Annotated in this window: 24 protein-coding genes and 1 tRNA gene; 14 read left to right on the top strand and 11 right to left on the bottom strand. The window is 65.0% G+C overall.

Annotation, left to right across the window (positions count from 1 at the left end; genetic code table 11):
- Positions 1 to 96: 96 nt before the first annotated feature.
- Entirely contained in the window at positions 97 to 1,296 is a 1,200-nt protein-coding gene (locus tag J5474_RS07205) for a pseudouridine synthase (RefSeq protein WP_209360132.1), read from the bottom strand.
- A gap of 74 nt (positions 1,297 to 1,370) precedes the next feature.
- Here J5474_RS07205 and J5474_RS07200 point away from each other — a divergent pair, with 74 nt between their 5' ends.
- Entirely contained in the window at positions 1,371 to 1,823 is a 453-nt protein-coding gene (locus J5474_RS07200) for a nucleoside deaminase (protein WP_209360131.1), read from the top strand.
- Positions 1,820 to 2,365 carry a pseudouridine synthase gene (locus tag J5474_RS07195; protein WP_209360130.1) on the top strand — a complete coding sequence of 182 codons (546 nt, stop codon included), beginning with the start codon at positions 1,820 to 1,822 and terminating at the stop codon, positions 2,363 to 2,365. The genes J5474_RS07200 and J5474_RS07195 overlap by 4 nt, the downstream gene beginning before the upstream one ends.
- 121 nt (positions 2,366 to 2,486) lie before the next feature.
- Here J5474_RS07195 and hemF read toward each other — a convergent pair whose 3' ends face one another.
- The 4 genes from hemF to clpS all read right to left on the bottom strand — a co-directional run bounded on the left by hemF (position 2,487) and on the right by clpS (position 5,840).
- A complete protein-coding gene (gene hemF / locus J5474_RS07190; RefSeq protein WP_209360129.1) occupies positions 2,487 to 3,368 on the bottom strand; it encodes an oxygen-dependent coproporphyrinogen oxidase in 882 nt (293 codons plus the stop codon).
- A 270-nt stretch (positions 3,369 to 3,638) separates the two neighbouring features.
- Entirely contained in the window at positions 3,639 to 4,439 is an 801-nt protein-coding gene (locus J5474_RS07185) for an SDR family NAD(P)-dependent oxidoreductase (RefSeq protein WP_209360128.1), read from the bottom strand.
- A 38-nt stretch (positions 4,440 to 4,477) separates the two neighbouring features.
- Positions 4,478 to 5,482, bottom strand: coding sequence for a class I SAM-dependent methyltransferase (locus J5474_RS07180; protein WP_209360127.1), 1,005 nt, complete (start codon positions 5,480 to 5,482; stop codon positions 4,478 to 4,480).
- Positions 5,483 to 5,513: 31 nt separating this feature from the next.
- The gene (gene clpS / locus J5474_RS07175; protein ID WP_342454015.1) at positions 5,514 to 5,840 is read right to left on the bottom strand and encodes an ATP-dependent Clp protease adapter ClpS; all 327 of its coding nucleotides are present in this window, start codon (positions 5,838 to 5,840) and stop codon (positions 5,514 to 5,516) included.
- Between the two features lie 163 nt (positions 5,841 to 6,003).
- Between clpS and J5474_RS07170 the strand changes: the two genes are divergently transcribed.
- Positions 6,004 to 6,705 carry an HAD family hydrolase gene (locus J5474_RS07170; protein ID WP_209360126.1) on the top strand — a complete coding sequence of 234 codons (702 nt, stop codon included), beginning with the start codon at positions 6,004 to 6,006 and terminating at the stop codon, positions 6,703 to 6,705.
- A 449-nt stretch (positions 6,706 to 7,154) separates the two neighbouring features.
- Positions 7,155 to 8,615 carry a D-alanyl-D-alanine carboxypeptidase family protein gene (locus J5474_RS07165; protein WP_245216333.1) on the top strand — a complete coding sequence of 487 codons (1,461 nt, stop codon included), beginning with the start codon at positions 7,155 to 7,157 and terminating at the stop codon, positions 8,613 to 8,615.
- A gap of 67 nt (positions 8,616 to 8,682) precedes the next feature.
- On the opposite strand, the gene J5474_RS07160 is transcribed toward J5474_RS07165, so the two are convergent.
- The 3 genes from J5474_RS07160 to dapF form a co-directional block, all read right to left on the bottom strand.
- A complete protein-coding gene (locus J5474_RS07160) occupies positions 8,683 to 9,315 on the bottom strand; it encodes an FMN-binding negative transcriptional regulator (RefSeq protein ID WP_209360124.1) in 633 nt (210 codons plus the stop codon).
- Between the two features lie 104 nt (positions 9,316 to 9,419).
- The gene (gene mtaB / locus J5474_RS07155; protein ID WP_209360123.1) at positions 9,420 to 10,700 is read right to left on the bottom strand and encodes a tRNA (N(6)-L-threonylcarbamoyladenosine(37)-C(2))-methylthiotransferase MtaB; all 1,281 of its coding nucleotides are present in this window, start codon (positions 10,698 to 10,700) and stop codon (positions 9,420 to 9,422) included.
- Positions 10,693 to 11,544, bottom strand: a complete 852-nt coding sequence (gene dapF, locus J5474_RS07150) for a diaminopimelate epimerase (RefSeq protein ID WP_209360355.1) — start codon at positions 11,542 to 11,544, stop codon at positions 10,693 to 10,695. Before dapF ends, mtaB begins: the two co-directional genes overlap by 8 nt.
- A 397-nt stretch (positions 11,545 to 11,941) precedes the next feature.
- On the opposite strand from dapF, the gene J5474_RS07145 reads away from it, so the two are divergent.
- The 6 genes from J5474_RS07145 to J5474_RS07120 all read left to right on the top strand — a co-directional run bounded on the left by J5474_RS07145 (position 11,942) and on the right by J5474_RS07120 (position 17,530).
- A tRNA-Lys gene (locus J5474_RS07145) sits at positions 11,942 to 12,017 on the top strand.
- 119 nt (positions 12,018 to 12,136) lie between these two features.
- Positions 12,137 to 12,817, top strand: a complete 681-nt coding sequence (locus J5474_RS07140) for a phosphatidylserine decarboxylase (RefSeq protein WP_209360122.1) — start codon at positions 12,137 to 12,139, stop codon at positions 12,815 to 12,817.
- 8 nt (positions 12,818 to 12,825) lie between these two features.
- The gene (pssA, locus tag J5474_RS07135; protein ID WP_209360121.1) at positions 12,826 to 13,590 is read left to right on the top strand and encodes a CDP-diacylglycerol--serine O-phosphatidyltransferase; all 765 of its coding nucleotides are present in this window, start codon (positions 12,826 to 12,828) and stop codon (positions 13,588 to 13,590) included.
- 74 nt (positions 13,591 to 13,664) lie between these two features.
- The gene (locus tag J5474_RS07130) at positions 13,665 to 14,270 is read left to right on the top strand and encodes a DUF2239 family protein (RefSeq protein ID WP_209360120.1); all 606 of its coding nucleotides are present in this window, start codon (positions 13,665 to 13,667) and stop codon (positions 14,268 to 14,270) included.
- Positions 14,271 to 14,391: 121 nt separating this feature from the next.
- A complete protein-coding gene (locus J5474_RS07125) occupies positions 14,392 to 14,952 on the top strand; it encodes a heme oxygenase-like domain-containing protein (RefSeq protein ID WP_209360119.1) in 561 nt (186 codons plus the stop codon).
- 13 nt (positions 14,953 to 14,965) lie between these two features.
- Positions 14,966 to 17,530, top strand: a complete 2,565-nt coding sequence (locus tag J5474_RS07120; protein WP_209360118.1) for an HWE histidine kinase domain-containing protein — start codon at positions 14,966 to 14,968, stop codon at positions 17,528 to 17,530.
- Between the two features lie 38 nt (positions 17,531 to 17,568).
- Here J5474_RS07120 and J5474_RS07115 read toward each other — a convergent pair whose 3' ends face one another.
- Together J5474_RS07115 and J5474_RS07110 are read right to left on the bottom strand one after the other, a co-directional pair.
- Positions 17,569 to 18,273 (bottom strand): hypothetical protein, encoded by a 705-nt coding sequence (locus J5474_RS07115; RefSeq protein ID WP_209360117.1) that lies wholly within the window; start codon positions 18,271 to 18,273, stop codon positions 17,569 to 17,571.
- A 15-nt stretch (positions 18,274 to 18,288) separates the two neighbouring features.
- Entirely contained in the window at positions 18,289 to 18,528 is a 240-nt protein-coding gene (locus tag J5474_RS07110; protein ID WP_245216311.1) for a hypothetical protein, read from the bottom strand.
- Between the two features lie 215 nt (positions 18,529 to 18,743).
- On the opposite strand from J5474_RS07110, the gene J5474_RS07105 reads away from it, so the two are divergent.
- On the top strand, positions 18,744 to 19,247 hold the full coding sequence (locus J5474_RS07105) for a hypothetical protein (RefSeq protein ID WP_209360116.1): 504 nt from the start codon (positions 18,744 to 18,746) through the stop codon (positions 19,245 to 19,247).
- A gap of 148 nt (positions 19,248 to 19,395) precedes the next feature.
- Here the strand turns inward: J5474_RS07105 and J5474_RS07100 are convergent, their stop codons facing one another.
- The gene (locus J5474_RS07100) at positions 19,396 to 19,878 is read right to left on the bottom strand and encodes an ureidoglycolate lyase (protein ID WP_209360115.1); all 483 of its coding nucleotides are present in this window, start codon (positions 19,876 to 19,878) and stop codon (positions 19,396 to 19,398) included.
- Between the two features lie 757 nt (positions 19,879 to 20,635).
- Here J5474_RS07100 and smpB point away from each other — a divergent pair.
- The 3 genes from smpB to J5474_RS07085 all read left to right on the top strand — a co-directional run bounded on the left by smpB (position 20,636) and on the right by J5474_RS07085 (position 23,273).
- Positions 20,636 to 21,112 (top strand): SsrA-binding protein SmpB, encoded by a 477-nt coding sequence (smpB, locus tag J5474_RS07095; protein ID WP_209360114.1) that lies wholly within the window; start codon positions 20,636 to 20,638, stop codon positions 21,110 to 21,112.
- A gap of 104 nt (positions 21,113 to 21,216) precedes the next feature.
- Positions 21,217 to 22,089, top strand: coding sequence for a 3-mercaptopyruvate sulfurtransferase (gene sseA, locus J5474_RS07090; protein WP_209360113.1), 873 nt, complete (start codon positions 21,217 to 21,219; stop codon positions 22,087 to 22,089).
- Positions 22,089 to 23,273, top strand: coding sequence for an amino acid aminotransferase (locus J5474_RS07085; protein WP_209360112.1), 1,185 nt, complete (start codon positions 22,089 to 22,091; stop codon positions 23,271 to 23,273). The genes sseA and J5474_RS07085 overlap by 1 nt, the downstream gene beginning before the upstream one ends.
- Positions 23,274 to 23,322: the final 49 nt, after the last annotated feature.

Here is a 23,322-nt window from a genome sequence, read left to right as displayed (position 1 = left end):
ACGGGCGAAAACGGGGCGGGCAGCGGGAAAAACCTTGATTTTCCTAACGGATGGTTGCCGGGACGTTGGGTCGTTCATGGCGCCGGGGCGTGGCGATCACTTTGGCCCGCGCTTCGGCCCGCCGCGCGGTGCGTTACGGTTCGTGGCGGTGCGATTGTTCGGGGTGGGGCGACTCGAACCGGGGCGGCCGGGTTGTGGTCCCGCCTTGCCTGCGGGCTTGGCCGGGCCCTTGCCGATCGGCTTGCCCGAGGGTTTGCCTGATGGCTTCCCGGCGGTCTTGCCCATCGGTTTTCCGCCCAGCCGGGCGGAAGGGTTCGTGGCCGGATTGCTACCCGTTTTCGACCGTGTACTGCGGCCTTTCGGGGCTTCGGGCGCGGCCATGTCGCGGACCTGTCCGGGCTTCAGCCGCGTCTTGCGGCCCTTGCGTTCGGGACCGGCGGCAGGAGTCTTGCCACGCTCCGAACCACGTTCTGTGCCGCGCGGACCACGCTCTGGCACGGCTGCGCCGGGGCGCGGCTTGCGGCTGTGACTGACGCGGGGCTTCGGCGCCTCGTCTTCCGTGGGGTTTTCCATTCCCAACTGGTCGCGCAGAACCTTGCGGCGGACTTCCTCCACCGCGCCGGATTCGATCTGTCCCAGTTGGAACGGGCCGTAGGAGATGCGGATCAGCCGGTTCACGGTCAATCCGATGTCGGTCATGGCGCGGCGAATCTCGCGGTTCTTGCCCTCGCGCAGGCCCACGGTCAGCCACGCGTTCGCGCCCTGTTGGCGGTCGAGCGTAACGATCATCGGCTGAAAACGCTCGCCGTCGATGGTGATGCCATCGCGCAGCGGCTGCAATTGCGGCTCGGTGGGGCGACCGTTGACGCGTACGCGGTAGCGGCGCAGCCAGCCGGTGGAGGGCAGTTCAAGCCGCCGCTTCAGTTCGCCGTCGTTGGTGAGCAGCAGCAGCCCCTCGGAGTTCAGGTCGAGCCGCCCGACCGACATCACCCGTGGCAGATCCTCCGGCAATTCGTCGAAGATCGTGGCGCGGCCCTTCTCGTCCTTCGTGGTGGTCACGAGGCCTGGCGGCTTGTGATAGAGCCAGAGGCGTGCCTCTTCCGCCGCGGCGATTGGTGCCTCGTCGATGGCGATGCGGTCGCGCGCGGTGACGTTGAGCGCGGGCGAGGTGACGAGCTTGCCGTTCACTGTGACGCGCCCCTCCTCGATCATGCGTTCGGCTTCGCGGCGGCTGGCGTGGCCGGCGCGGGCGATGACCTTGGCGATTCGGTCGCCGGGAGGGGGTGTCTTGTCCATGGGTCTCCATAACGCGGGGCAGGGGGGCGGGGGAAGCGGCTTTCCCGTCGCCGTGTCGCGCGGTAAGGGGAGGCATGAGGTTCCGGTCATACATGGACGAGGCGTTGGCAGAGGCGCGGGCGGCGGGCGCACGCGGGGAGGTGCCGGTGGGCGCGGTGATCGTGTCGCCCTCGGGCGCGGTCGTGGCGCGCGCGGGCAACCGCACGCGGGAACTATCGGATCCCACGGCGCACGCGGAGGTCCTGGCCCTGCGCGCGGCCTGCGCGGAGGCCGGGTCGGACCGGCTGCCCGGGCATGACCTGTACGTGACGCTTGAACCCTGCCCGATGTGCGCGGCGGCGATCAGCTTCGCGCGGCTGGCGCGGGTCTACTATGGCGCTTCGGACCCGAAATCCGGCGGCGTGGAGCAAGGCCCGCGTGTCTTCAGTCACCCGCAGTGCCACCACGTCCCGGAGCTCTACGATGGCATCGCGGCAAAGGAGTCGGCTGCGCTCTTGCAGGAATTTTTCAGGGAGAGGCGGACGTGACGCGGGTGATCCTTCTGAACAAGCCCATGGGCGTGCTGTCGCAGTTCACCGACAAGGGCACCGAAGGTTCTGCCCGCGAAACGCTGTCGTCATACGTCAAGGTGCCGGGCGTTTACCCGGCGGGGCGGCTCGACCGGGATTCGGAGGGGTTGCTGGTTCTGACGGACAACGGACGGCTGCAGGCGCGGATCGCCTCGCCCAAATTCAAGCAGCAAAAAACCTACCTTGTGCAGGTCGAGGGCGTGCCGGGCGAGTCCCAACTTGCGGCTCTGCGGGCGGGCGTGGTGCTGAAGGACGGGAGGACGTTGCCCGCGGGCTGCGAGCCGATCGAGCCGCCGGAGCTTTGGGATCGGAACCCGCCGGTGCGCTACCGCAAGAGCGTAGCGGACTCATGGCTGCGGCTGACGATCCGCGAAGGCAAGAATCGGCAGGTACGGCGGATGACAGCGCATGTCGGATTGCCCTGCCTGCGGCTGGTGCGATGGTCGGTGGGCGACTGGACAGTGGAAGGACTGGCGCCGGGAGAGTGGCGCGAGGCCTGAGCGGACTCACTCCCGCGGGGGCAGGGCAGCCGGTGTCCCCATCCCGGCATACCGCTCGGGTTGGGCCGGAATGAGTACTTACACCAAGGTGAAGCAGGGGTCGGTGCTCTGTGGGGGCGCGTCAGACCCACTTTGCCAGAGGTGGCAGGCTCATGAGCACGGCGTTGGCATCGTGGCCGGTGGCCAGACCGAATTTCGTGCCACGGTCGTAGACCAGGTTGTACTCGGCATAAAGGCCGCGGTGAATCAGCTGCGTGTCCTTGTCTGCGGCATCGCAGGGCTGGACGCGGCGCTTTTCGACCAAGGGCAGGTAAGCGGGCAGGAAAGCACGTCCGATATCCTGCGTCAGGGCAAAATCCGCCTCCCAGTCGCCGGTGTTACGGTCGTCCATGAAAATACCGCCCACGCCGCGCGCCCGCTTGCGGTGAGGAATGTAGAAGTACTCGTCGGCCCAAGCCTTCAACTCGGGGTAAAGCGCCTCTCCGTGCGGGTCTAGGTACGCCTTCTGCGTCGCGTGGAAATGCGTGGTGTCATCCTCATACTCGATGCAGGGGTTGAGGTCGGAGCCGCCGCCAAACCACCACGCGCCGGGCGTCCAGAACATGCGCGTGTTCATGTGTACGGCGGGACAATGCGGGTTCTGCATATGGGCGACAAGCGAGATGCCGGAGGCCCAGAAACGCGGGTCCTCAGCGATCCCCGGTACACCGCGGGCCGCCATCGCCTGTTGTGCCGGAACACCCAGAGTTCCGTAGACGGTGGAAACGTTGACGCCGACCTTCTCAAAAACACGTCCGCCGCGCATGACGCTCATCAGCCCGCCGCCCGCGTCGGTCCCGTCGTCTGAATGCCGCCGCGTTTCGGTCACCTCGAAACGGCCCGGAGCCATTTCGGCGAAAGGCCCGGTGTCGTGGCTGTCCTCCAGCGCCTCGAAGGCAGAGACGATCTGGTCGCGAAGCTCGCGGAACCACGCGCTGGCGCGGGCCTTTTCGGTGTCCATCATGGGGCGGTCCTCTGTCGGTTTCGGCGCGGACCCTAGCGGGCGCGCGGGCGGGGGGCAACGGGATCGGATGCTGGGGGCGCAGCACGCGGGCAGCCGCTCAGGGGGCTCTTGGTTACCGGAACCTCGACCGGGCATCCCGGTCAGGCACGCGTAGAGGCTCGGCGCCGACGCCCCGCTTCTTTTTGGCAGAAAAACTCCGGGGTCCGGGGCAGGGTTCCACGCGCGGCCGCAGGCCACGAGGACCGCCGCGCCTTGGCGAAATCAGCGGCCTCAATGAACCGGCGCTGCCACCGGGTCCAGCAGGGTGCGGCCACCATCGACGGTCATCACCTGTCCGGTGATGAACCCGGCCGCGTCCGACGCTAGAAACTGCACCGTTTCCGTCAGTTCGCGCGGGGCGGCGATGCGGCCCAGCGGCGTATGCGCCTCGATCAGTCCACGGTAATCGCGGTTATCCTTCAGCACGTCCTTCAGGCTGGCGGACATCACGGACCCGAAGGCCAGCGCGTTCACACGGATTCGGTTCGGAGCCAGCGCCACCGCCATGGACCGGGTCATCTGGTCCAGCGCGGCGCAGCTGACAGAGTAGGCCAGCAGGTTGGGATGCGTCCGCCGCGCGGCAATCGACGACAGGTTCACGATCGCGCCGACCTGCCCCTCGGTCTGGCCTTCGGACTGTTTGATCATGCGCTTCGCCACCATCTGCGACAGACGGAAGGCGTTCGTCAGGTTCTGCTGCAACATGACTTCGAGCGTCTCGTCCTCTGGGTCAAGCGGGTCCGACGACAGCACCTGCCGCGAGCCGTTCACCAGAATATCCACCCGGTCGTAGGCGTCCAGCGTCGCCGAGAGCAGGTTCGCCATGGTCAGTCGCTCACGCAGATCGCCGGCGAAATACTTGATGTTGCCGTCCTCCTCCACGCGTTCGCATTCCTTGGTCAGGCTGGCCTCGTCCATGTCGGCGAGCATCACGTTTGCGCCCTGATTGGCAAAGTGGCGCGCGATGGCCTGCCCGACCCCGTTGGCGGCGCCGGTGACGATGGCGGTCTTGCCTTCGATGCTGAAACTCATGGTCTTGTCCCTGGTTCGAATACCGGAGCCGGGCCGCCTCAGCGGCGCGGGCGCGTCGGACGCGTAGCGTGCAACACCTTGAAGCGGTTGTCTCCCGCAATCTCCGAGACCTCCCGAAAGAGGTCCGACAGCGCGGTTTCATAGGGCAGGTGGCGGTTCGCCACCAGCCAGAGGTGCCCATGTGGGGCGAGGATCGCCTGTGCATTGGCGATGAAAGCCCGGCCAAGCGCGGGATCGGCGTTGCGTCCGGTATGAAAGGGCGGGTTCATCACCACGGCGTCCATCTTTGCCACCGTGGCGTGACCGGGTTCGCGCGGCGGGGTCCAGTCCGTGGCGTCGGCCCAGTAAAACTGAGCGCGCGGGTCGGTCACGTTCAGGCGCGCACAGTCAAGCGCGGTCTTGTCGCTTTCGACCATGTGCAGGGACTTCACGCCCTCGTGGGTCAGTATCTCGCGCGACAGCCAGCCCCAGCCAGCGCCAAGGTCGGCCACACGGCCCTTCAGCGGCGGCAGGGCGCGCGCCAGCTGTACAGAAGCCTCGTCCGGCGCATCCGCCGAGAACACGCCGGGCGCAACCCAATCACCGTGCGCGTTCTGCACGGGGGTCTCGCGAAGCCAGTCGGTCAGAGCGCCGGCGGGGGAGAACCACAGGCATTTCCCGTGCGCCTTCGATACCTGGCCGTCGATCTGCACGCGGGGTTTCAAAGCCTTGAGAACGGCCTCGATACCGTCGGTCTTCGCGCCCTCCACAATGACCAGAGGCGCGTGGGTCGCGGCGCGGGCGATGCGGTCCTCCGACAGATCGCGCGCCCGGGCGAGAGAGACGATCACGGCAGCATACTCGCCTTCCAGCACCGTCGCCACGTTCACACCGCGCGCGGACCAGGCGGCGTGCGCCATGGCGTCGCGCTGGATCACGGTCAACTGCGCGGGGTCGAGCCCGTCCAGTCCCGCGTCGGCGGGGGCGCCGACCCATGCGATCGGACCGTCAGGCAGCACGAGGCCGCCCTGGGCGATGGCGTGGCTGAGGCGTTCGGAACTCATGCAGGGGGCCCTCCGGTCGAAAACCCGGGGCCTATTCCTTTTCCATAGTGCACTGCAAGGGGTGCTGGTGGCGGCGGGCAAAATCCATGACCTGCCCGACCTTGGTTTCGGCGATCTCGTGGGAGAAGACGCCGACCACAGCGACGCCTTTCTTGTGGACGGTCAGCATGACCTCGAACGCCTGGGCATGGGTCATCCCGAAGAATCGTTCCAGAACGTGCACGACGAATTCCATCGGCGTGTAGTCGTCGTTCAGCAGCAATACCTTGTAAAGCGGCGGACGCTTGGTTCGCGGTTTTGTGTCCACGACAACACCGGCATCGCCCTCGCCATCGTCGGGGGTGTTTCCGGACATCATTCCGGCCATCTTGCGGAGCGTCGTCTGGCGGTTCTTCTGGGCCATGGTCCACTTCTGCGGGGCGTCGGTCATCGGGCCTTCGTGCTTTGCGTTTCCGGATACGGCCTCTTTATATAGCTGGACAGGTCCGGGGGAAAAGAGGGCCGGGGAACATGAGGTAGGAATGAAGCAGAATCTCTTAACAATTGGTTTCGATGCGGATGATACGCTGTGGCATAACGAGCGGTTCTTCAAGCTGACGCAGGACAGATTCGCCGATCTGCTCAAAGATCATGCAGAACGCGAGCACCTTGAGGAGCGTCTGGTCGAGGCGGAGCGTCGCAACATCCGGCATTATGGCTTTGGCGTGAAGGGATTCGTTCTGTCGATGATCGAGACGGCGCTGGAGGTCACCGAGAACCGCGTGCCCGGTGAGGTGATCGGCGCATTGATGGAAGCCGGTCGCGACATGCTGGCGCACCCGGTGGAGCTTTTGCCGCACGCCCGCGACGCGGTGGAGGCCGTGGCGGGTTCGCACCGGCTGGTACTCATTACAAAGGGCGACCTGATGCATCAGGAGAGCAAGCTCGCACGGTCGGGGATGGGCGAGCTGTTCGACGCGGTAGAAATCGTTTCCGACAAGCAGCCTGTCACATACGCGCGAATCTTCGGCGCGATGCCCGGGGGCGCGGCAGCGGCGATGATGGTGGGAAACTCCATGAAATCCGACGTGCTGCCGGCGCTGGAGGCGGGCAGCTGGGGGGTGCATGTGCCGCATGATCTTGCTTGGGCGCTGGAGCACGCGGAGGCCCCGGAGGGCGCGAACAGGTTCCGGGAGGTTCCCCATCTGGGCAATCTGCCGGGGCTGGTTGCGGAGATTGGCTGATCTGCGGGGCGAGAGCGGTGGCGCGTCCCGGCCGGTCGTCAACGGGTCGGCGCCGGGGCGTCGCCACCGTGCCGCCATCGGTGCGCCACAGATTCGACACAATCTGCCACGCCGTTGCCGCAATCGCCTCCATAGCGTTGGTTGCTTTGGCAACCCGCAAGATATAGCAGTGCGGTGTTTTTAAAACGCGTGCAATTTCAACAACCTGCGGGGTTCCCGCGACTCGGTTTTCATGCTAGGGGTTGGGTTAGGAATTCTTTAACCACGGTGCCCCCAGAATGGCACCGGGCAAGAAGAACCCCACCGAAATATCGGGGGGACGAGGCAGAAAGGCGGAAATCGTGACTGGATGTCGCAGGCAGCGAGGGCAGTTGGCCCTCTGGATCTTCACCTTTGTCTGGTTGGCAGTGCTTTTGCCACTGAGCGCCTATGCGGCACCCTATGCCGCGATGGTGATGGACGCGCGTACCGGAAAGGTCCTCCATGCGAGCAACGCGGACACGCGGCTTCACCCCGCGTCGCTGACCAAGATGATGACGCTCTACATCGCCTTCGAGGCGGTGCAGAACGGCGAGCTTTCGATGGATACGATGGTGACGGTTTCCCGCAACGCGGCGAGCGAACCGCCGTCGAAGCTTGGACTGCGGCCCGGGCAGAAGATCGCGTTGCGCTATCTGGTGCGGGCGGCGGCGGTGAAATCCGCCAATGACGCTGCGACGGCGATCGGTGAAGCGATCGAAGGGTCCGAAGAGGCCTTTGCCGCGCGGATGAACCGGACGGCACAGGCGATGGGCATGACCCGGACCACATTCAAGAACGCCAACGGGCTGACGCAGTCCGGACACTTGTCCACGGCGCGGGACATGTCGGAACTGGGGCGTCACCTGATCTATGACTTCCCGCAATACTACAACCTGTTCTCGCGCACGACGGCGGACGCCGGGGTGCGAACCGTGCATCATACCAACCGCCGCCTGCTGCAAAGCTATCGCGGCGCGGACGGGATCAAGACGGGCTATACCTCCGCTGCGGGCTTCAACCTGACGGCTTCGGCGGAGCGCGGCGGCGAGCGGATCATCGCGACGGTCTTTGGCGGGCGGTCGACGGCATCGCGGAACGCCAAGGTGGCGGAACTTCTGGATCTTGGCTTCAAGCAGGCGCCGTCGCGCGTGGCACTGAACCCGCCCCGGCGGCCGCCCTACCTGGGCCACGTGAAGGTCGGTGGCGCGCCGGTCATCGTGGCGCAGACCTCGGAGCCGACACCGGGCACGCGGGCGAAATCGATTCGCGTGGCGAGCGCGGCGGTAACCCGCAGCTTGCGCCCCGTGTCGCGAAACAGTGCCGCGCCGGAGCCGGAAGCACCGCTGGTTGCGGGTCTGGGCGACGAGATCAAGGACATGCTCAAAGAGGTTCAGGACACGTCTTCGGCGGCAGCCGTGGTTGCAGCCGCCGCGCCGGCGGTGGCTGCCCCCGCAGTGGCTGCCCCGGCTCCGGTCGCGCCTGCGCAGGTGGTGGTCGCGTCGGCGGCGGCGGTCGCGATGGCCGCGGCTCCCGAAGCCTCGGTAAAGCCGATGCGCCGTCCGGCGGGCGTGATCGAAGTCCGCGCGGCCGCGTTGGAAAAACCGACGCCGGGCCGCGACGCGGAACTGGTCACGCGGCTTTCGACCAACGACAGCCGCCACTGGGGCATCAACGTCGGCCGCTATCCCAGCCGCTATGCCGCCGAGAAGATCCTGCTGAAAACCGCTCTGGCAGAGACCGCCACGCTGGACGGCACCCTGCGCAAAGTGGTGCAGGGCAACAGAGGGTTCGACGCGAATTTCATGGGCATGACGCGGGATACGGCGGAACTGGCCTGCAAACGGTTGCAGGCACGTCAGGTGACCTGCTTCATGATCGGTCCAAGCTGAAACGAAATCACGAGGGGCAGAGCCGGGGCAAACCCCGGCCTACGGGGGCCGATGGGAGCATCGGCCCCTATCCTTTTTCCGGCCCTTCGGGCGGCGGCGTGCGCATCAGGTCGGATAGTTGTCGCAACTCGGTGCCGAAGCCATCGGGAACATGGCGCGCGGCAGAGAGCCGGGCGCTGTCGGGCTTGTTCTGGCTCAGCTTGTAGGTGCTGTCGACGGCCGTGACATCAAGACGGAAAGGCTGGATCATGCGCATCAGGCGGGCGAGCGTCTCCTCCGACAACTTGTCCATCGTCCAGGGCGGCTTGGGGAGAAAGGTTTCGAACCCGGCTGATTGCGCGGCGAGCATCTCGGGCAGCGCCTCGAGCGGGAGCGGGTGCAGGGTTCCGGTCAGGTGCACGGCCACGTAGTTCCAGGTCGGAACCTGATCCTCCATGGCGTACCAGTCGGGCGAGATGTAGCCGTCGGGCCCGGATACGGCGAGCTTGACCGGCAGGGGGCCGGTACAGGCGCGCGCGATGGGATTGGATCGGGCAAGGTGCAACTGCGCCTCCGTGCCGTTCTCGTTCAGCAGGAACGGAATATGCGCGAGGTCGGGCGCGTCGGCACCGCTGCTGGCGAGGATGCCAAAGCTGCGGGTGCGGGCAAAGGCGAGCGCCTCGGCGCGGGCGGTCTTGCGAAAGCCGGGATTCGGATGCATCGGCGGTCCCCCTCAGGTTCCGCTCCTGCGTGGCACGCCGCGGGCAATGCGTAAAGCCGCGCGGGCCGGTTTGCGAACCAACCATGGCCCGCGGCCAACAGGTTTCAGCAGGGCGTGGCGGTGAGCCGTGCGCCATCCCGGCCAGTGATTCGCGCGGTGATCAGCTCCCCCACGGCCTGCGGCGCGGACAAGGCGACTTCTGTGAACTGTTCCGTCCGGCCCATATCCGGTGCCTCCATCAGGATGCGATGGGTCGCGCCGTGCTGGGCCGCCAGGTGTCGTTCGACGGCGGCATCCCCGGCGGCGCGCAGTTGCGCGGCGCGCTCCTTGATCAGCGGGCCGGGCACGCGGTTGGGGATCTTTGCGGCGGGGGTGCCGGGGCGCGCTGAATAGGGGAAGACGTGCAGCCACGTCAGGTCGCAGGCGTCGACCAGCGAGAGGCTGTCCGCGAAATGCGCGTCCGTCTCCGTCGGGAAACCCGCGATGATGTCCGCGCCAAAGGTCATCTCCGGGCGCAGCCGCCGCGCGTCCTCGCAAAAGCGGATGGCGTCGTCGCGCAGGTGGCGGCGCTTCATCCGCTTGAGGATCAGGTCAGAGCCGTGCTGCAGCGAAAGGTGCAGATGCGGCATCAGGCGTGGCTCCGTCGCGATGGCCTGCATCAGATTTTCGTCGGCCTCGATCGAATCGATCGACGAGATGCGCAGACGTGGCACGTCCGTCAGCCGCAGGATTCGCATCACGAGGTCGCCCAGCCGCGGTTCCCCCGGCAGGTCGGCGCCCCAGGATGTGAGGTCGACCCCGGTCAGAACGACCTCGTTGAAACCTTCCTGAACCAGCCGCTTGATCTGGTCGATCACCACGCCGGCCGGAACGGACCGCGAATTGCCGCGACCGTAGGGGATGATGCAGAAGGTGCAGCGGTGGTCGCAGCCGTTCTGCACCTGCACATAGGCGCGCGAGCGGGTGCCGAAGCCGTCGATCAGGTGGGCGGCGGTTTCCTGCACTGACATGATGTCATTGACCATGACGCGTTCGGTGTCGCCGATGAAATTCGGAGCGAGCTTCTGCCAGGTCTGCGGGTCGAGTTTCTCGGTGTTGCCGATGACGTGAGAGACCTCACCCATGGCACTGAAGGATTCCGGGTCGATCTGCGCGGCGCAGCCGGTGACGATCAGCGGCGCGTCGGGGTTTTCCCGGCGCAGGCGGCGGATCTCCTTGCGGGCCTTTGCCACGGCCTCGGAGGTGACGGCGCAGGTGTTTACGATCATCGCGTCGGTCAGCCCCGCCTCTTGCGCGAGACGCTTCATCGCCTCGGTTTCATAGGCGTTGAGACGGCACCCGAGGGTGGTGAACTTTGGGGCGGAAAGCTTGGGCACGTCAGTCATCAAGCCACTCACGGGTCAGGTTTCCGGTGAATACATGTGCCGTGGGGCCAGTCATCCAGACGCCGTCCTCGCGCCAGTCTACCTGCAGCGTGCCGCCGTCGAGGTCGATCCGCACGGATCGGCCGGTGATGCCCCGCCGCGCCGCAGCCACGGCTGTCGCGCAGGAGGAGGAGCCGGAAGCCAGCGTCAGGCCCGCACCGCGTTCCCAGACGCGCATTCGCAGATGGTTTTCACCAAGCAGGGAGGCGACCTGCACATTGGTACGCTGGGGGTAGAGGGGGTGATGTTCAATCGAGGGGCCAAAGCGCCCGATATCCACGGCCTCCGCGTCATCGACGAAGAAGGTGCAATGGGGGTTGCCCATGGACGTCGCCACCGGGTCGCCGGCGATCGGCAGGTGTAGCGTGTCGACCGCGCGTGCCAGCGGGATCTGCACCCAGTCCAGTTCCGGCTGCCCCATGTTGACGGAGGTCAGCCCCGCCCCCGCGTCCACCGCCTGAAGCGCACCGTGTTTGGTGGTGAGGGTCAGGTGGTCACGGCCGGTTTCCTGCATCAGATAGCGCGCAATGCAGCGGGTGGCATTGCCGCAGGCGGCCGAGCTGGAGCCGTCCGAGTTCAGGAACACCAGATGCGCGTCGGCATTTCCGCCCGCCTCGATCAGCGCCAGCTGGTCGAAACCTACGCCCTTGTGCCGGTCCGCCAGCCGCATCGCCAGCGCAGGCGTCACCGTTACGGCGCCCGCGCGGGCGTCGATCACGACGAAATCGTTGCCCAGCCCGTGCATCTTCATGAAGGGCAAACCGGCGGCGGGGGACTGTTCAGGCATCCTGGTCATGGCGCGCATATACGCCTGCGACAGCGCCAGCGCCAGAGGCGGCGCTGCGTCGGTCCGCCCGTGCAGTTCTGGAATGCGGTACACGGTACCCTCGGGGATGCCATGGTGCCGGATGACGCCCCGTCCGTTCTTTTGCCTGTTCTGGCGAAGGATACCGTCCTGAACGACAACGCCTTGCCGCAGATGGCGCCCCGGGGCCGCTGCGGAGGATCGGCCCGTTGCGTGATCCCGGAACGCGCGGAAAAGACGACAGGAGTTTGGCGTCATCACTCATGATCCCGGCGGACGTATTGAAATTTGCTAACCATGTCAGCGCCTTGCGTGAAAATCAAAAACCTGCGGCAAAAAACGGAAATCGGGGTTGACGGTCTGAGCCGTTCCACTTAGACACCCCTCCACACACAGTGGGCCGTTAGCTCAGTTGGTAGAGCAACTGACTTTTAATCAGTGGGTCGCAGGTTCGAATCCTGCACGGCTCACCACTGCTTCCCCGGACGGATCGATCGCGAACGTTCTCCCCCTCGGGGGCGGGACCGAAGGTTTGATTTGCTTCTGCCGCCAGCTTGGCTAGGTACACAGACAATCAATTCCGTGGGGTCCTATGTCCGTTTCCATGCTGTCCACCTTCGTCAAGCCGATGCACCCCGAAGGGCGCAAGTTCGTGGCAATCGCCGCCGCGATCACGCTTGTCCTGTTTCTGATCTGGGAGCCGCTCGGCTGGATCGGCACCGGGCTGACGGTCTGGGTCTACTATTTCTTCCGTGATCCCGAACGGGCGGTGCCGCGGCGCGAGGGTGTGATGGTCTCGCCTGCTGACGGCCTGGTGTCGTTGCTCGAGCCCGCCGTGCCGCCGGCGGAACTGGGGCTGGGCGATGCGCCGATGGTGCGGATTTCGGTCTTCATGTCGGTCTTCAACTGCCATGTGAATCGCCTGCCTGCCGCTGGCGTGGTGGAGAAGGTCGCTTACCGCCCCGGCAAGTTTCTGAACGCGTCGTTGGACAAGGCGTCCGAGGACAACGAGCGCAACGGCCTGACCGTGCGGCTGGACGACGGGCGCCGCTATGGCGTGGTGCAGATCGCGGGCCTCGTGGCGCGGCGCATCCTGTGCTGGACAAAAGAAGGCGACGAGCTGGGGCGCGGTGAGCGTTTCGGACTGATCCGCTTCGGCTCGCGGCTGGACATCTATCTGCCCCAGGGCGTGACCCCGCTGGTTCGCATTGGCCAGACCATGGTCGCGGGCGAGACCGTCATCGCGGATCTCGCTGGCCAGGATCGGGAGTGACCCCGCCCATGTCCGACGATCTGCCCGAGGAAACCGAGAGCGTTGACCGGCGCGAAGTCAGCCTGATCCTGCTGATCCCGAACATGGTCACGCTGATGGGCCTGTGCTTCGGCCTGACTGCGATTCGCTTTGCCATGGAGGGGCATTTCTCCTGGGCGGTTTTCCTGATCATGCTCTCCGCGCTGGCGGACGGCTTTGACGGGCTGCTGGCGCGGCGGCTGAATGCGCAGTCGGAGATGGGCGCGCAGCTTGATTCGCTGTCGGATTTCCTCTGCTTCGGCGTTGCCCCGGCTATTCTGGTCTACGAGGTTCATCTGCACGACTTTGGCGGGCTCGGCTGGATCTTCGCGCTGATCTTTGCGGTCTCTGCCTGCCTGCGGCTGGCGCGATTCAACGTCATGAGCGGACAAGCGGACCCCAATGACGAGCCGCACCGCTTTTTTGTCGGTGTGCCGGCCCCGGCGGGGGCGCTTCTGGGTCTCTTTCCGGTTTTTCTGATGAACATCGACGTGCTGCCCGGCGGTCAGGCGCCGCTACTGGTCTGCCTTTGGCTGGCCTTCGTCGCCGCGCTGATGATCTCCAAGCTGAAGACGCCATCGCCCAAGGGGGTGAAAGTGCCGCGACGGATGGTGGCGGTGCTGTTCTTTGCGCTGGTGGTGGCCATCGGTCTGATCTTCACCCGTCCGTGGTGGCTTCTGGTGCTGGTCGATGTCGGATACCTTGCGGTGATCCTCGGCGCACTTGTACGGGCGCGGGGGCGGCTCTTCGGGTGATAGTTTTACCCGGGTGTTATTGAAATTATTTTACCCGGGTGTAAAAGGGGTCTGTCCTGATCGAGGAGAGACCCATGAGCGATTCCCTGTCTGACCGGCGCGCGGCGCCCGCGACTGCCTTTGCGGGCGATGCGCTTCTTTGCCGGGGATCGTTGCTGGAGGTCGCCCTGGCGGTTCGGCAGGCCACCGGGCAGGTTTTCGTTTTCGATGATGCCAGTGGGCGGGTGGTGGATCTCGACCTTCGCGGCGCCGACGAAGACATTGCTGCGCGCCTCGCGGCACCACCGGCCGCGCCGAGGGGGCGGTATCGCGCCCCGGCCGAAGACAAACCACCCGCGCGCGGGCGCCCGAAGTTGGGCGTGGTGGCGCGCGAGGTCACCCTATTGCCGAAACACTGGGAATGGCTGGCGACACAGAAGGGCGGTGCCTCCGCAACCCTGCGGCGGCTCGTTGGGGACGCGATGAAGGCCGAGAGCCCGGCCACGCGGGCGGCTGCCGCACGGGAGGCCGCGCATGGGTTTGCGCGCACCATGGCAGAAGTTCTCCCCGGCGGCCTGCCGGGATACGACGAGGTGATGCGGGCGCTTTTTGCGGGCGACCGCGATGGCGTCGAGCAGCAGGCACACGGCTGGCCGGAGGCGGTGCGGGCGCATGTCCTGCGCCTCGGGTTCGGGGATTGAGGCACGTCATCCGGCAAAACACTCCCTTTGACACCGCGTCGATTATTTCCCTCCCAGCGGAACCAATCCGCCACGGGTCGCGTTGTGCCAGCAGGGAAAGAGACTCGGGACGACAGGGGTGATGACAGCTATACAGACCGCGCCGCAGCTTGGCGGCGGATATCGCCATGCCCTGAGGCTGGAGACCAGGGAGGCGCACGATCGCGCAGAGGCAGTGTTTGCCCGCTTCCACGATAACCCTCTGCAGGAGATGACGTGGTTTCTTTCTGTGCAGCGCGCCGCTCTGATCGGATTGGCCGAAGCCCGCATACCCGAAGAAAACCGCATCTGCGAAGTGGTTCTGGAAGACCTCATAGAGCGTTTGGATTTCGACCTGGCCCATGCACATGTGCCTGCGGTGAGCGTGACGGCAGATCGACCGCTGGCCGGGCTTGCAGTGGACTATCTAGTGCTGGGTTCCCGGCTCGGGACCAAGGTGGTGCGCCGCCGGTTGGCCAAACTCCTCGATCACTACGAGATGCCTACCTATTTTCTGGCCCCATCGGCGCAGGATCTGTGGCGTCGTCACTGTCAGCAGTTGAATGAGATCGCGCCAGACGGTTCCATGGCGAGACGCATAACAGATGATTCGATCCATGGGTTCGGGTTGTTCGAGAAGGCCGGAGAGGCCATGAGAGTATAAGGATCTACCCGACGTGACAGATGCGACGCCCACCGTCGACCTGACAAACTGCGACCGCGAACCCATTCACCAACTTGGCCGCGTGCAATCCTACGGCGCCCTCATCGCCGTTTCCTCTGACTGGTTGGTTCAGCACGCCTCCGAGAACCTCGAAGCCATCCTGGGCATCGCGGCGGAGGAGGCGCTGGGCCGCCCGCTCTATGAGATCGTTGTCTCGGACGGTTTCGAACGCATCCGCGACAGCTTGCGGCTCGTGGAGGCGCCGAATGCAGTGACGCGCCTTTTCGGCGTGACGCTGCGGGCCTCGGGGCGCAGCTATGATATTTGCGTCCACCAGTCCGGCCATATGCTGATCATCGAGTTCGAGTCCAAGGGCACGTGCCACCAGCGTGACGTCCTGACGGAGGTCTATCCACAGATCGCGGGCCTGCGAAAGACCGGCAATCTGAGGATGCTCGCACGCGACGCCGCACGGGGCCTGCAATCGATCGCGGGCTTCGACAGCGTCATGGTCTACCAGTTTCAGCCAGACAACGCGGGCAAAGTCATCGCGGAGGTGCGCCTGGATGGAAAGGCGCGTTATGACGGGATGATGTTTCCGGCTTCGGATATTCCGGTACAGGCGCGGGCGCTTTATACCCGGTCCCTGCTGCGCCTGATCGCTGATGTGGACGATCCCGGCAGCACCATCGTTCCGGGCCGGACGCTGGACGGACAGCCGGTCGATCTTTCGCTGGCGGTGACACGCGCCGTGTCGCCCATCCACATAGAATACCTGCGGAACATGGGCGTGGGGGCGTCGATGTCGGTTTCGATCATGAAGGACGGCAACCTCTGGGGGTTGTTCGCCTGCCACCACGATACGCCACGCTACATCGATTACGAACGTCGCACGGCAGTGGAGATGTTTGCGCATATGTTCAGCTACGAGCTGACAAACTTCGAGCAGCGCAACCGTAAGGAGGTGGAGGATTCGACCCGGCGCCTGCAGACGCAGTTGATGGCGCATATGGCAAACGGCGCGTCGCTGGACAAAAGCCTGCTCGCCGTTTCGGAAGAAATCCGCCATATCATCCCCCACGACGGGCTGTTGTTGTATGAAAACGAAGAACTGCGCACTGCGGGGACCGTCCCCACCGAAGACGAATTCCGCGAGATCTGCCGGATGCTCGACCGGGGCATGGGGATGCAGGTCTTTTCCACTGATCGGCTGGCGCAACATCTTGCACCGGCGCGCGAGTACGAGGACCGGATCGCAGGGCTGATGGCGATTCCGATTTCGAAACGCCCGCGCGATTACCTTGTTCTGGTACGCAAACCCGTGGCGGAATCGATCGAATGGGCTGGAGACCCGACAAAGCCCGTTACCGTCGGGCCGAACGGGACCCGGCTGACGCCGCGCAAATCCTTTGACGTCTGGAGAGAGACCGTGCGCGGGCGTTCCGCGCCGTGGTCCCGCGAGGAAGTCCACGCGGCCGAACTTCTGCGCACGGTGCTGCTGGAAATCTTTCTGAAGGTCACGGATTCGCAGAATCTTGAACGCAAGCGGGCGCAGGAGCAGCAGCAACTGCTGATTTCCGAACTGAACCACCGTGTGCGCAACATCCTGAATCTGATGCGCGGCCTTCTGGCGCAGTCGTCTTCGGGCGCGCGCACTCTGGAGGAACTGACCGGGAACCTCGACGGCCGCATTCAGGCGCTGGCGCGGGCGCACGACCAACTGACGTCCGAGCAATGGGAGCCCGCCTCGCTTCGGGCCCTGATCCGGACGGAACTCGAGGCTTTTGCTGATCGCAAGTCGAACCGCCTGATCATGAATGGGCCCGATGCGCTGATCTCGGCACAGGCGTTTACCACCATGGCGCTGGTTATTCACGAGATGACCACCAACTCCATCAAGTACGGCGCGCTCTGTGACGGGAGCGGTGCGATCCACGTCGATCTCGGGGTGGATGACAGCGGCGGCCTGCTGATCACCTGGAAGGAAAGAGGTGGCCCGCCGGTGACGCCGCCGAAACGGCGCGGCTTCGGTTCGACAATCATCGAGAACTCCATTCCGCACGAACTGCGCGGCGATGCCGAAATCTCGTACAAGATCACCGGGGTGGAGGCGCATTTCCGGCTGCCGCCAAGGACGCTGTCCAAGATCGTCGACGATCACGAAACCGTTCCGCCGGGAGAGATGCCGCTGCCGGTGGGGACCGCCGGCCCGGGGCTGACGGGAAAGGGCATGGTGCTTGAGGATACGCTGATCATCGCCATGGACGCGGCCGACATCCTGCAGGATCTTGGCGCTCAGGAGGTCAAGATCGTCTCTTCGGTGGCTGCCGCCATGGCTTGGCTGGACAAAAATCCGGTGGATTTCGCGCTGTTGGACGTGAACCTCGGCGACGAACAATCGTTGCCGGTGGCGGAGCGGCTGGCTGCGGCGGGTGTCCCCATGGTGGTTGCGACGGGCTACGGCGCTGCGGAGGATCTGGTGGCCGAGTATCCCGAGGGCGTCGTCATCGTGCAGAAGCCGTTTTCGCAGTCCGCGCTACAGGCGGCCTTTTCCAGAGCCAGCGTCGCACACGGATAGGTTGAGATGCCCGCGCCCCAAGTGATCGGGGCGCGGGATCAGAGCATTTCGATCACGCCCTTGTCGATGGCCAGGACATAGCCCCGGCGGGCGATGTTCTTCACCAGCAATTCCGAGACGATCTGGTTGCCCAGCCCATCGCGCAGCCGCTTGATCCGGGTCGCGCCGGAGGCCTCGTCGCAGTCGGCCTCCGATTTGCCTGAGATCATCGCCTCGATCTGCGCGCCTGTCAGCATCTCGTCGTCCAGCCGCGCCTCGGCAAGCACGGACAACGTTTCGATCATCGCGTCGGTCAGCTTGAAGCCCATGGTGTTCAGATAAACGGTGTTTTCCTCGCGCGAGATGATGAGCGAGGAGACCTCGATCCCGGACCGCTCGATCTGCGCCATGCGGCGGTTCAGCATCACCAGCATCACGAGAAAGACAAGTGCAGCCACCATGAGCGCTGCGGCGAACAGCAGCAAAATCAAGATGATGATGCGGTAGCTGGTCAGAACGTCCGCAAAGGCGGTGCCGGATTGCGCCAGCACTTCGAGAAGCTTCAGTTCCGCGTCGGCAGTCAGCTGGTCGTTTTCGACAAAGATGCGTTCGACCCGGGCGTTGAAGGCATTGGCGTCGGGCAGGGTAAACATGAGCACCCCGCCAACGGCGATCAGGATCGCCACAATGGCGGCAATCCCGCCCACCACGATGCGGGTGCCGGAGCGGCGGCTTTCGCTGACCGAAACGTCGTTGGGCGCCATGCGGTTGCTGCCCCTTCAGTTCGCGTCGGTGGTGCTGACCACCTTCAGCAGGATCCAGCCGCGCGTGGCGAGTTCCGCGCGCGTGTCGGCCTCGACCTGTTCCGGGGAATTGCATGCCGGCAGTTGGATGGTGCCATGGTCGAGCCGCAGCGGGTCGTCCTGCTTCGCCTTGTACTCGACGAGACAGTCAGCCGAGGCGAGCGCAGGCAGCGCCAGCAGGGGCAAAGACATGAGGAGGGTGCGTGTGGTCATCATGACTTTGAAGGTGCCTCCTGCAGCGTGGAAATACAATAACAACAGGGCTCTGCGGCTGCGGATATCCGATAGCGGCGGGGTGATATTGCGATAATCCCGAGGGTGGGGAGAGGGTCGGGGCACGAGGTTTCCCGACGACCGGGGGGCCGGTCTCACGGGTTCAGGACACTGGCGCTTGCCGGGTTCAGCAACCCACATCCGAAAGGAGCGCCCCAATGGCCCTGAAGCACCTGAAATTCATCACCTCCATCCTGACGATGGGGGCCTTTGTTGCGGCCTTCTCTGCAGTCGCACCGGCACCGGCGCAGGCCGGGGGAAACGACAAGGCAAAGGTGATCCTTGGCGCCGCCGCCACGATACTTCTGCTCAACGAATTGTCGAAGCATCAGAAGAAGAAGCAGAAGGCCAAGCCGCAGCCGCAAGTCGAGCCGGTGCATGACCAGAGCTCTTTCCGGCGCGAACACGACCGCGACCTTGGTCGCCGCGACTGGCGCAAGAACCGCCGCGATGAGGTTCGCCGCCCGGCGCCCCTGCCGCGTGCCTGCCTGATCGACACCCGCCGGGGACTTGTGATGGGTGAGCGCTGCCTGTCGCGCACCTACGGCGCTTCGCTGCCGGGCGCCTGCCGCACGCAGTTCTGGTTCCGTGGGCAGGAGCGTGACGGCTATGGATACCAGTGCCTGCGCGGTCGCGGCTACCAGTTGGCCGGGCGTCGCTGACTGAAAAGGGCCAAGCCATTTCGGTCGGAGCGCGGCGCGGGTGATCCCCCTCTCGACCGCTGCGCCCCGTCACCGAGCCGTCCCCAACCTGTCCCGGGGGCGCGGGGCCTCAGGGCCTCTTCGGGAAGGGCCCTTCGGGGCCCTTTCCTCATTCGACGATCATGACCGGCTGGGGCAGGGGGAATTCCTCGTGATTCCTGGTATCCCCGATTCGGTCCACCACCGCGAAGAGGCCCGGGTTGTGCAGTGGCGTCAGCACGGCGTGCCACGTGCCGCGCAAGAAGTTCACGCCCCGACCGGGCCCGGCGCGGAACGCGTGTATCTGGCCGGGGGTTTCTCCAGCTTCGGCCACGATGACCAGCCAGTCGTGGGAATGCATCGGCATGAAGGCCTGGCTGCCGTCCGGATGGCGTTCAACGAGTTCGAGCCGATAGGGCAGGTCGCGTGCCTCCGCGTCGAAGATCGAGATCCCCGCGCGTCCACCGGCGCCGAAGTCAAGCCTGGCGCGGTCGTGAAACCGCCCGCAGGTGCCAAAGTTTAGGAGCCGGTCCGGCGCGCCAGAGGCCTGCAGCACATCGCCGAATGGGGCGAAGGTCTCGGACGTCAGGGGCTTGATCCGAATGTGTTCCATGGGGGTCCTCGGGTTTCGGGGTGTCAGGACGGCGCGTCGGTCACGCTTTCTCATAGCTGGGCCGGTCGGTTGTGAGCGGGACAGGCGTTGTAGAATAGCCCCCACAGATTCGGAGATCACGGTCCAGATCGGTGAACGGCAAGGTAGGTCGGGTGTTCGAGCAGGGGCGTGGCCCAGCCGGGCGAATTTACCCAAAAGGGCGGAGGTGTTCGTGAGCGATGCCGCGCCTTGTGAAAGGGGGGCCGGTGGACCATGCTGCCGAAGACATGTGGCGCCTCGTTTTCGTCGTGCTTGGCCGTGGCGGGCCGATTGGTCGGTTCTGTTTCGGTCACATTGGAGACTCCACCCGCACACAGGCGCGACATTGGCCCCACCTGCGGGCGTCAGTACATTCAGTTTCAGCATTCCCTTCCAAGGCGGCATCGGGGACGCCTAGAGAATTTCCGCCTGCGCGTTGGCATTTGGGCGATGATGGAGTGAAAGCGTTTCAGATCGGTATACAGCCCCGTGGATGCATCGAATTGTCCGTTTTCGGATTCGAGCCGACCGGGGGTGACGCGCTCGGCGGCAAACCATTTGAATCCGTGACCCCCCGCGGAATGACATGCATTTGTCGGCAGGCTGGGGAGGGTCCTGGACAGGCGCCGGCCCAATGGTGCGGCCTTGGCCCCTCGTCTGTGGAATTTGGCAACTCCGGTCGCCACTTGCCCGCTGGGGATATGGACAAGTGCGGGCCCCGCCCCTATCTACACCTGCCATGGCCAAGAAACCCAAGACCGACCCGAACTACAAGATCATCGCCGAGAACCGGCGGGCGCGCTTCGATTACGCGATCGAGGACGATCTCGAGTGCGGCATAATTCTGACCGGGTCCGAGGTGAAATCCCTGCGCGAGAAATCCGGCATGATCGCCGAAAGCTACGCGGCGGTGGAGAATGGCGAACTGTGGCTGGTCAACAGCTACATCGCCCCCTACGAGCGTGCGATGTTCCCGCATGAGGAACGCGCCCGCCGCAAGCTTCTGGTTTCGAAAAAGGAACTTTCGCGCCTGTGGAACGCCACCCAGCGGCAGGGCATGACGCTGGTGCCCCTGGTGATGTACTTTAACAACAAGGGCATCGCGAAGGTGAAGATCGGCATCGCCAAGGGCAAGAAGATCCATGACAAGCGCGAGACCGAAGCCAAGCGGGACTGGGGGCGCCAGAAGCAGCGCCTTCTCAAGCAGTCGAGATAGATCGCGGTTCGGGGCGCGCTTTTGCGCCGTTTCGGCAGAGGGCGACCTTGCATGACGTCGCGCGCTTGCCTAAGCGTGTGCGGAAGGCATGCGGGAGGTGCGACATGGTCACAGACGACCCCAGGATACTGGTTTCGACGGCCTGGCTGTCGAAACACCTGAACGACCCGGATCTGCGGATTCTGGACGCAAGCTGGTACCTGCCGGACATGGGGCGCGACCCGAAGGCCGAGTACCTTGCCGGGCACATCCCCGGCGCGCGGTTTTTCGACATCGACGAAATCTCGGATGCGCGGTCGGACCTGCCTCATATGGCGCCGGAGCCCGAGAAGTTCATGTCCCGCCTGCGGGCGATGGGCGTGGGCGACGGGCATCAGGTGGTGGTCTACGACGGCGCCGGCCTGTTTTCGGCGGCGCGTGTGTGGTGGCTGTTCAAGCTCATGGGCAAGGACGACATCGCCGTGCTCGACGGCGGCTTCCCCAAGTGGCGGGCCGAAGGCCACCCGGTGGAGGACATGCCGCCGGTGATCCGCGACCGCCACATGACCGTGCGCCGCCAGGCGCACCTTGTGCGGGACGTCACACAGGTTTCGGCTGCCGCGAAGCTGAAGGACCACGAGATTCTCGACGCGCGATCCGCCGGGCGGTTCAGCGGGGCGGAACCGGAACCGCGCGCCGGACTGCGTTCGGGCCATATCCCCGGCTCGAAGAACGTGCCCTACCGGAGCCTGCTGACAGCCGACGGCTGCCTCAAGGGGCCAGACGCGCTGAGGGCGGTTTTTGAGGGCGCAGAGGTCGACCTTTCGAAACCGGTCATCACCAGCTGCGGCTCGGGCGTGACAGCCGCGATCATCAACCTTGCGTTGGCGGTCTTGGGAAAGGCCGACCACGCACTTTATGACGGGTCCTGGGCGGAATGGGGCGCCTTCCCCACGCTCCCCGTTTCAACTGGACATGGCGCTACCGGAGAGAAGTGATGTTTGAACTCCTGAAGGAACAGCCTGCGGACAAGATCCTGATGCTGATGCAGGCGTACCGCGAGGATCCCCGCGAGCAGAAAGTCGACCTTGGTGTCGGCGTCTACAAGAACGCCGACGGCAAGACACCGATCATGCGTGCGATCAAGACTGCGGAAAAGCAACTGTGGGAGATCGAGGAAACCAAGAGCTACACTGGACTGGCCGGTGACGTGGGCTTTGCCGACGCGATGTTCGGGCTGCTCTACGGCGACACGATAAAGCGTGAAACGGTTGCCGCAGCGGCGACGCCGGGCGGCACCGGCGCGGTGCGGCAGGGCTTTGACATGATCCGCATGGCGAACCGCGAGGCGCGGGTTTTCGTGTCGGATCCGAGCTGGCCGAACCACATCACCATGCTGAAGCACCTCGGGATCGAGATGGTGCCCTACCGCTACTTCGATTCCGAGACCCGCTCGGTCGATTTCGAGGGCATGATGGCGGACCTCGGCACCGCGAAGCCTGGCGACGTGGTGCTGCTGCACGGCTGTTGCCACAACCCCACGGGCGCCAACCTGACGCTGGACCAGTGGCAGGCCGTGATCGACCTGATGACGCGGAACGGCCTCGTGCCGATGGTCGACATCGCCTATCAGGGCTTTGGCGACGGGCTGGAGGAGGACGCGGCAGGGCTGCGCATGGTGGTTTCCCAGATGCCGGAGGCCCTGGTCGCGGCCTCGTGTTCGAAGAATTTCGGGGTGTATCGGGAGCGTACCGGGCTCCTGATGGCCGTGGCGCAGGACCCCGCGCGGCTGAAGGTTAATCAGGGAATGCTGAACCACCTGAACCGGCAGAATTTTTCCTTTCCGCCTGACCATGGCGCACGGCTGGTGACCATGGTGCTGAACGACGCCGCCCTGCGCGCGGACTGGGAAGAGGAAGTTCGCGAGATCCGGGAAGGCGTCCTGGCGCTGCGGGTCCAGCTGGCCGACGAACTGCGGCGTTTGACGAACTCCGATCGCTTCGACTTCGTGAAGCAGCATCGCGGGATGTTCTCGCGTCTGGGCGCGACGCCGGAGCAGGTGGAAAAGATGCGCGTCGACAACGGTATCTACATGGTAGGCGATTCGCGCATCAATGTGGCGGGCCTGAATGCCAGGACGGTGCCGGTGCTGGCGAAGGCTCTGGTCGACGCAGGGGCGTGAGTCCGCGCAAGACCAGGCTTGCGTAGCCCGGACGTGTTTCGAATGAACG

The organism is Sagittula salina (genome assembly GCF_017813235.1).
Classification (GTDB): domain Bacteria; phylum Pseudomonadota; class Alphaproteobacteria; order Rhodobacterales; family Rhodobacteraceae; genus Sagittula; species Sagittula salina.
Note: the sequence above shows the minus strand (reverse complement) of the source record. Positions and strands in the feature narration are given on the sequence as shown.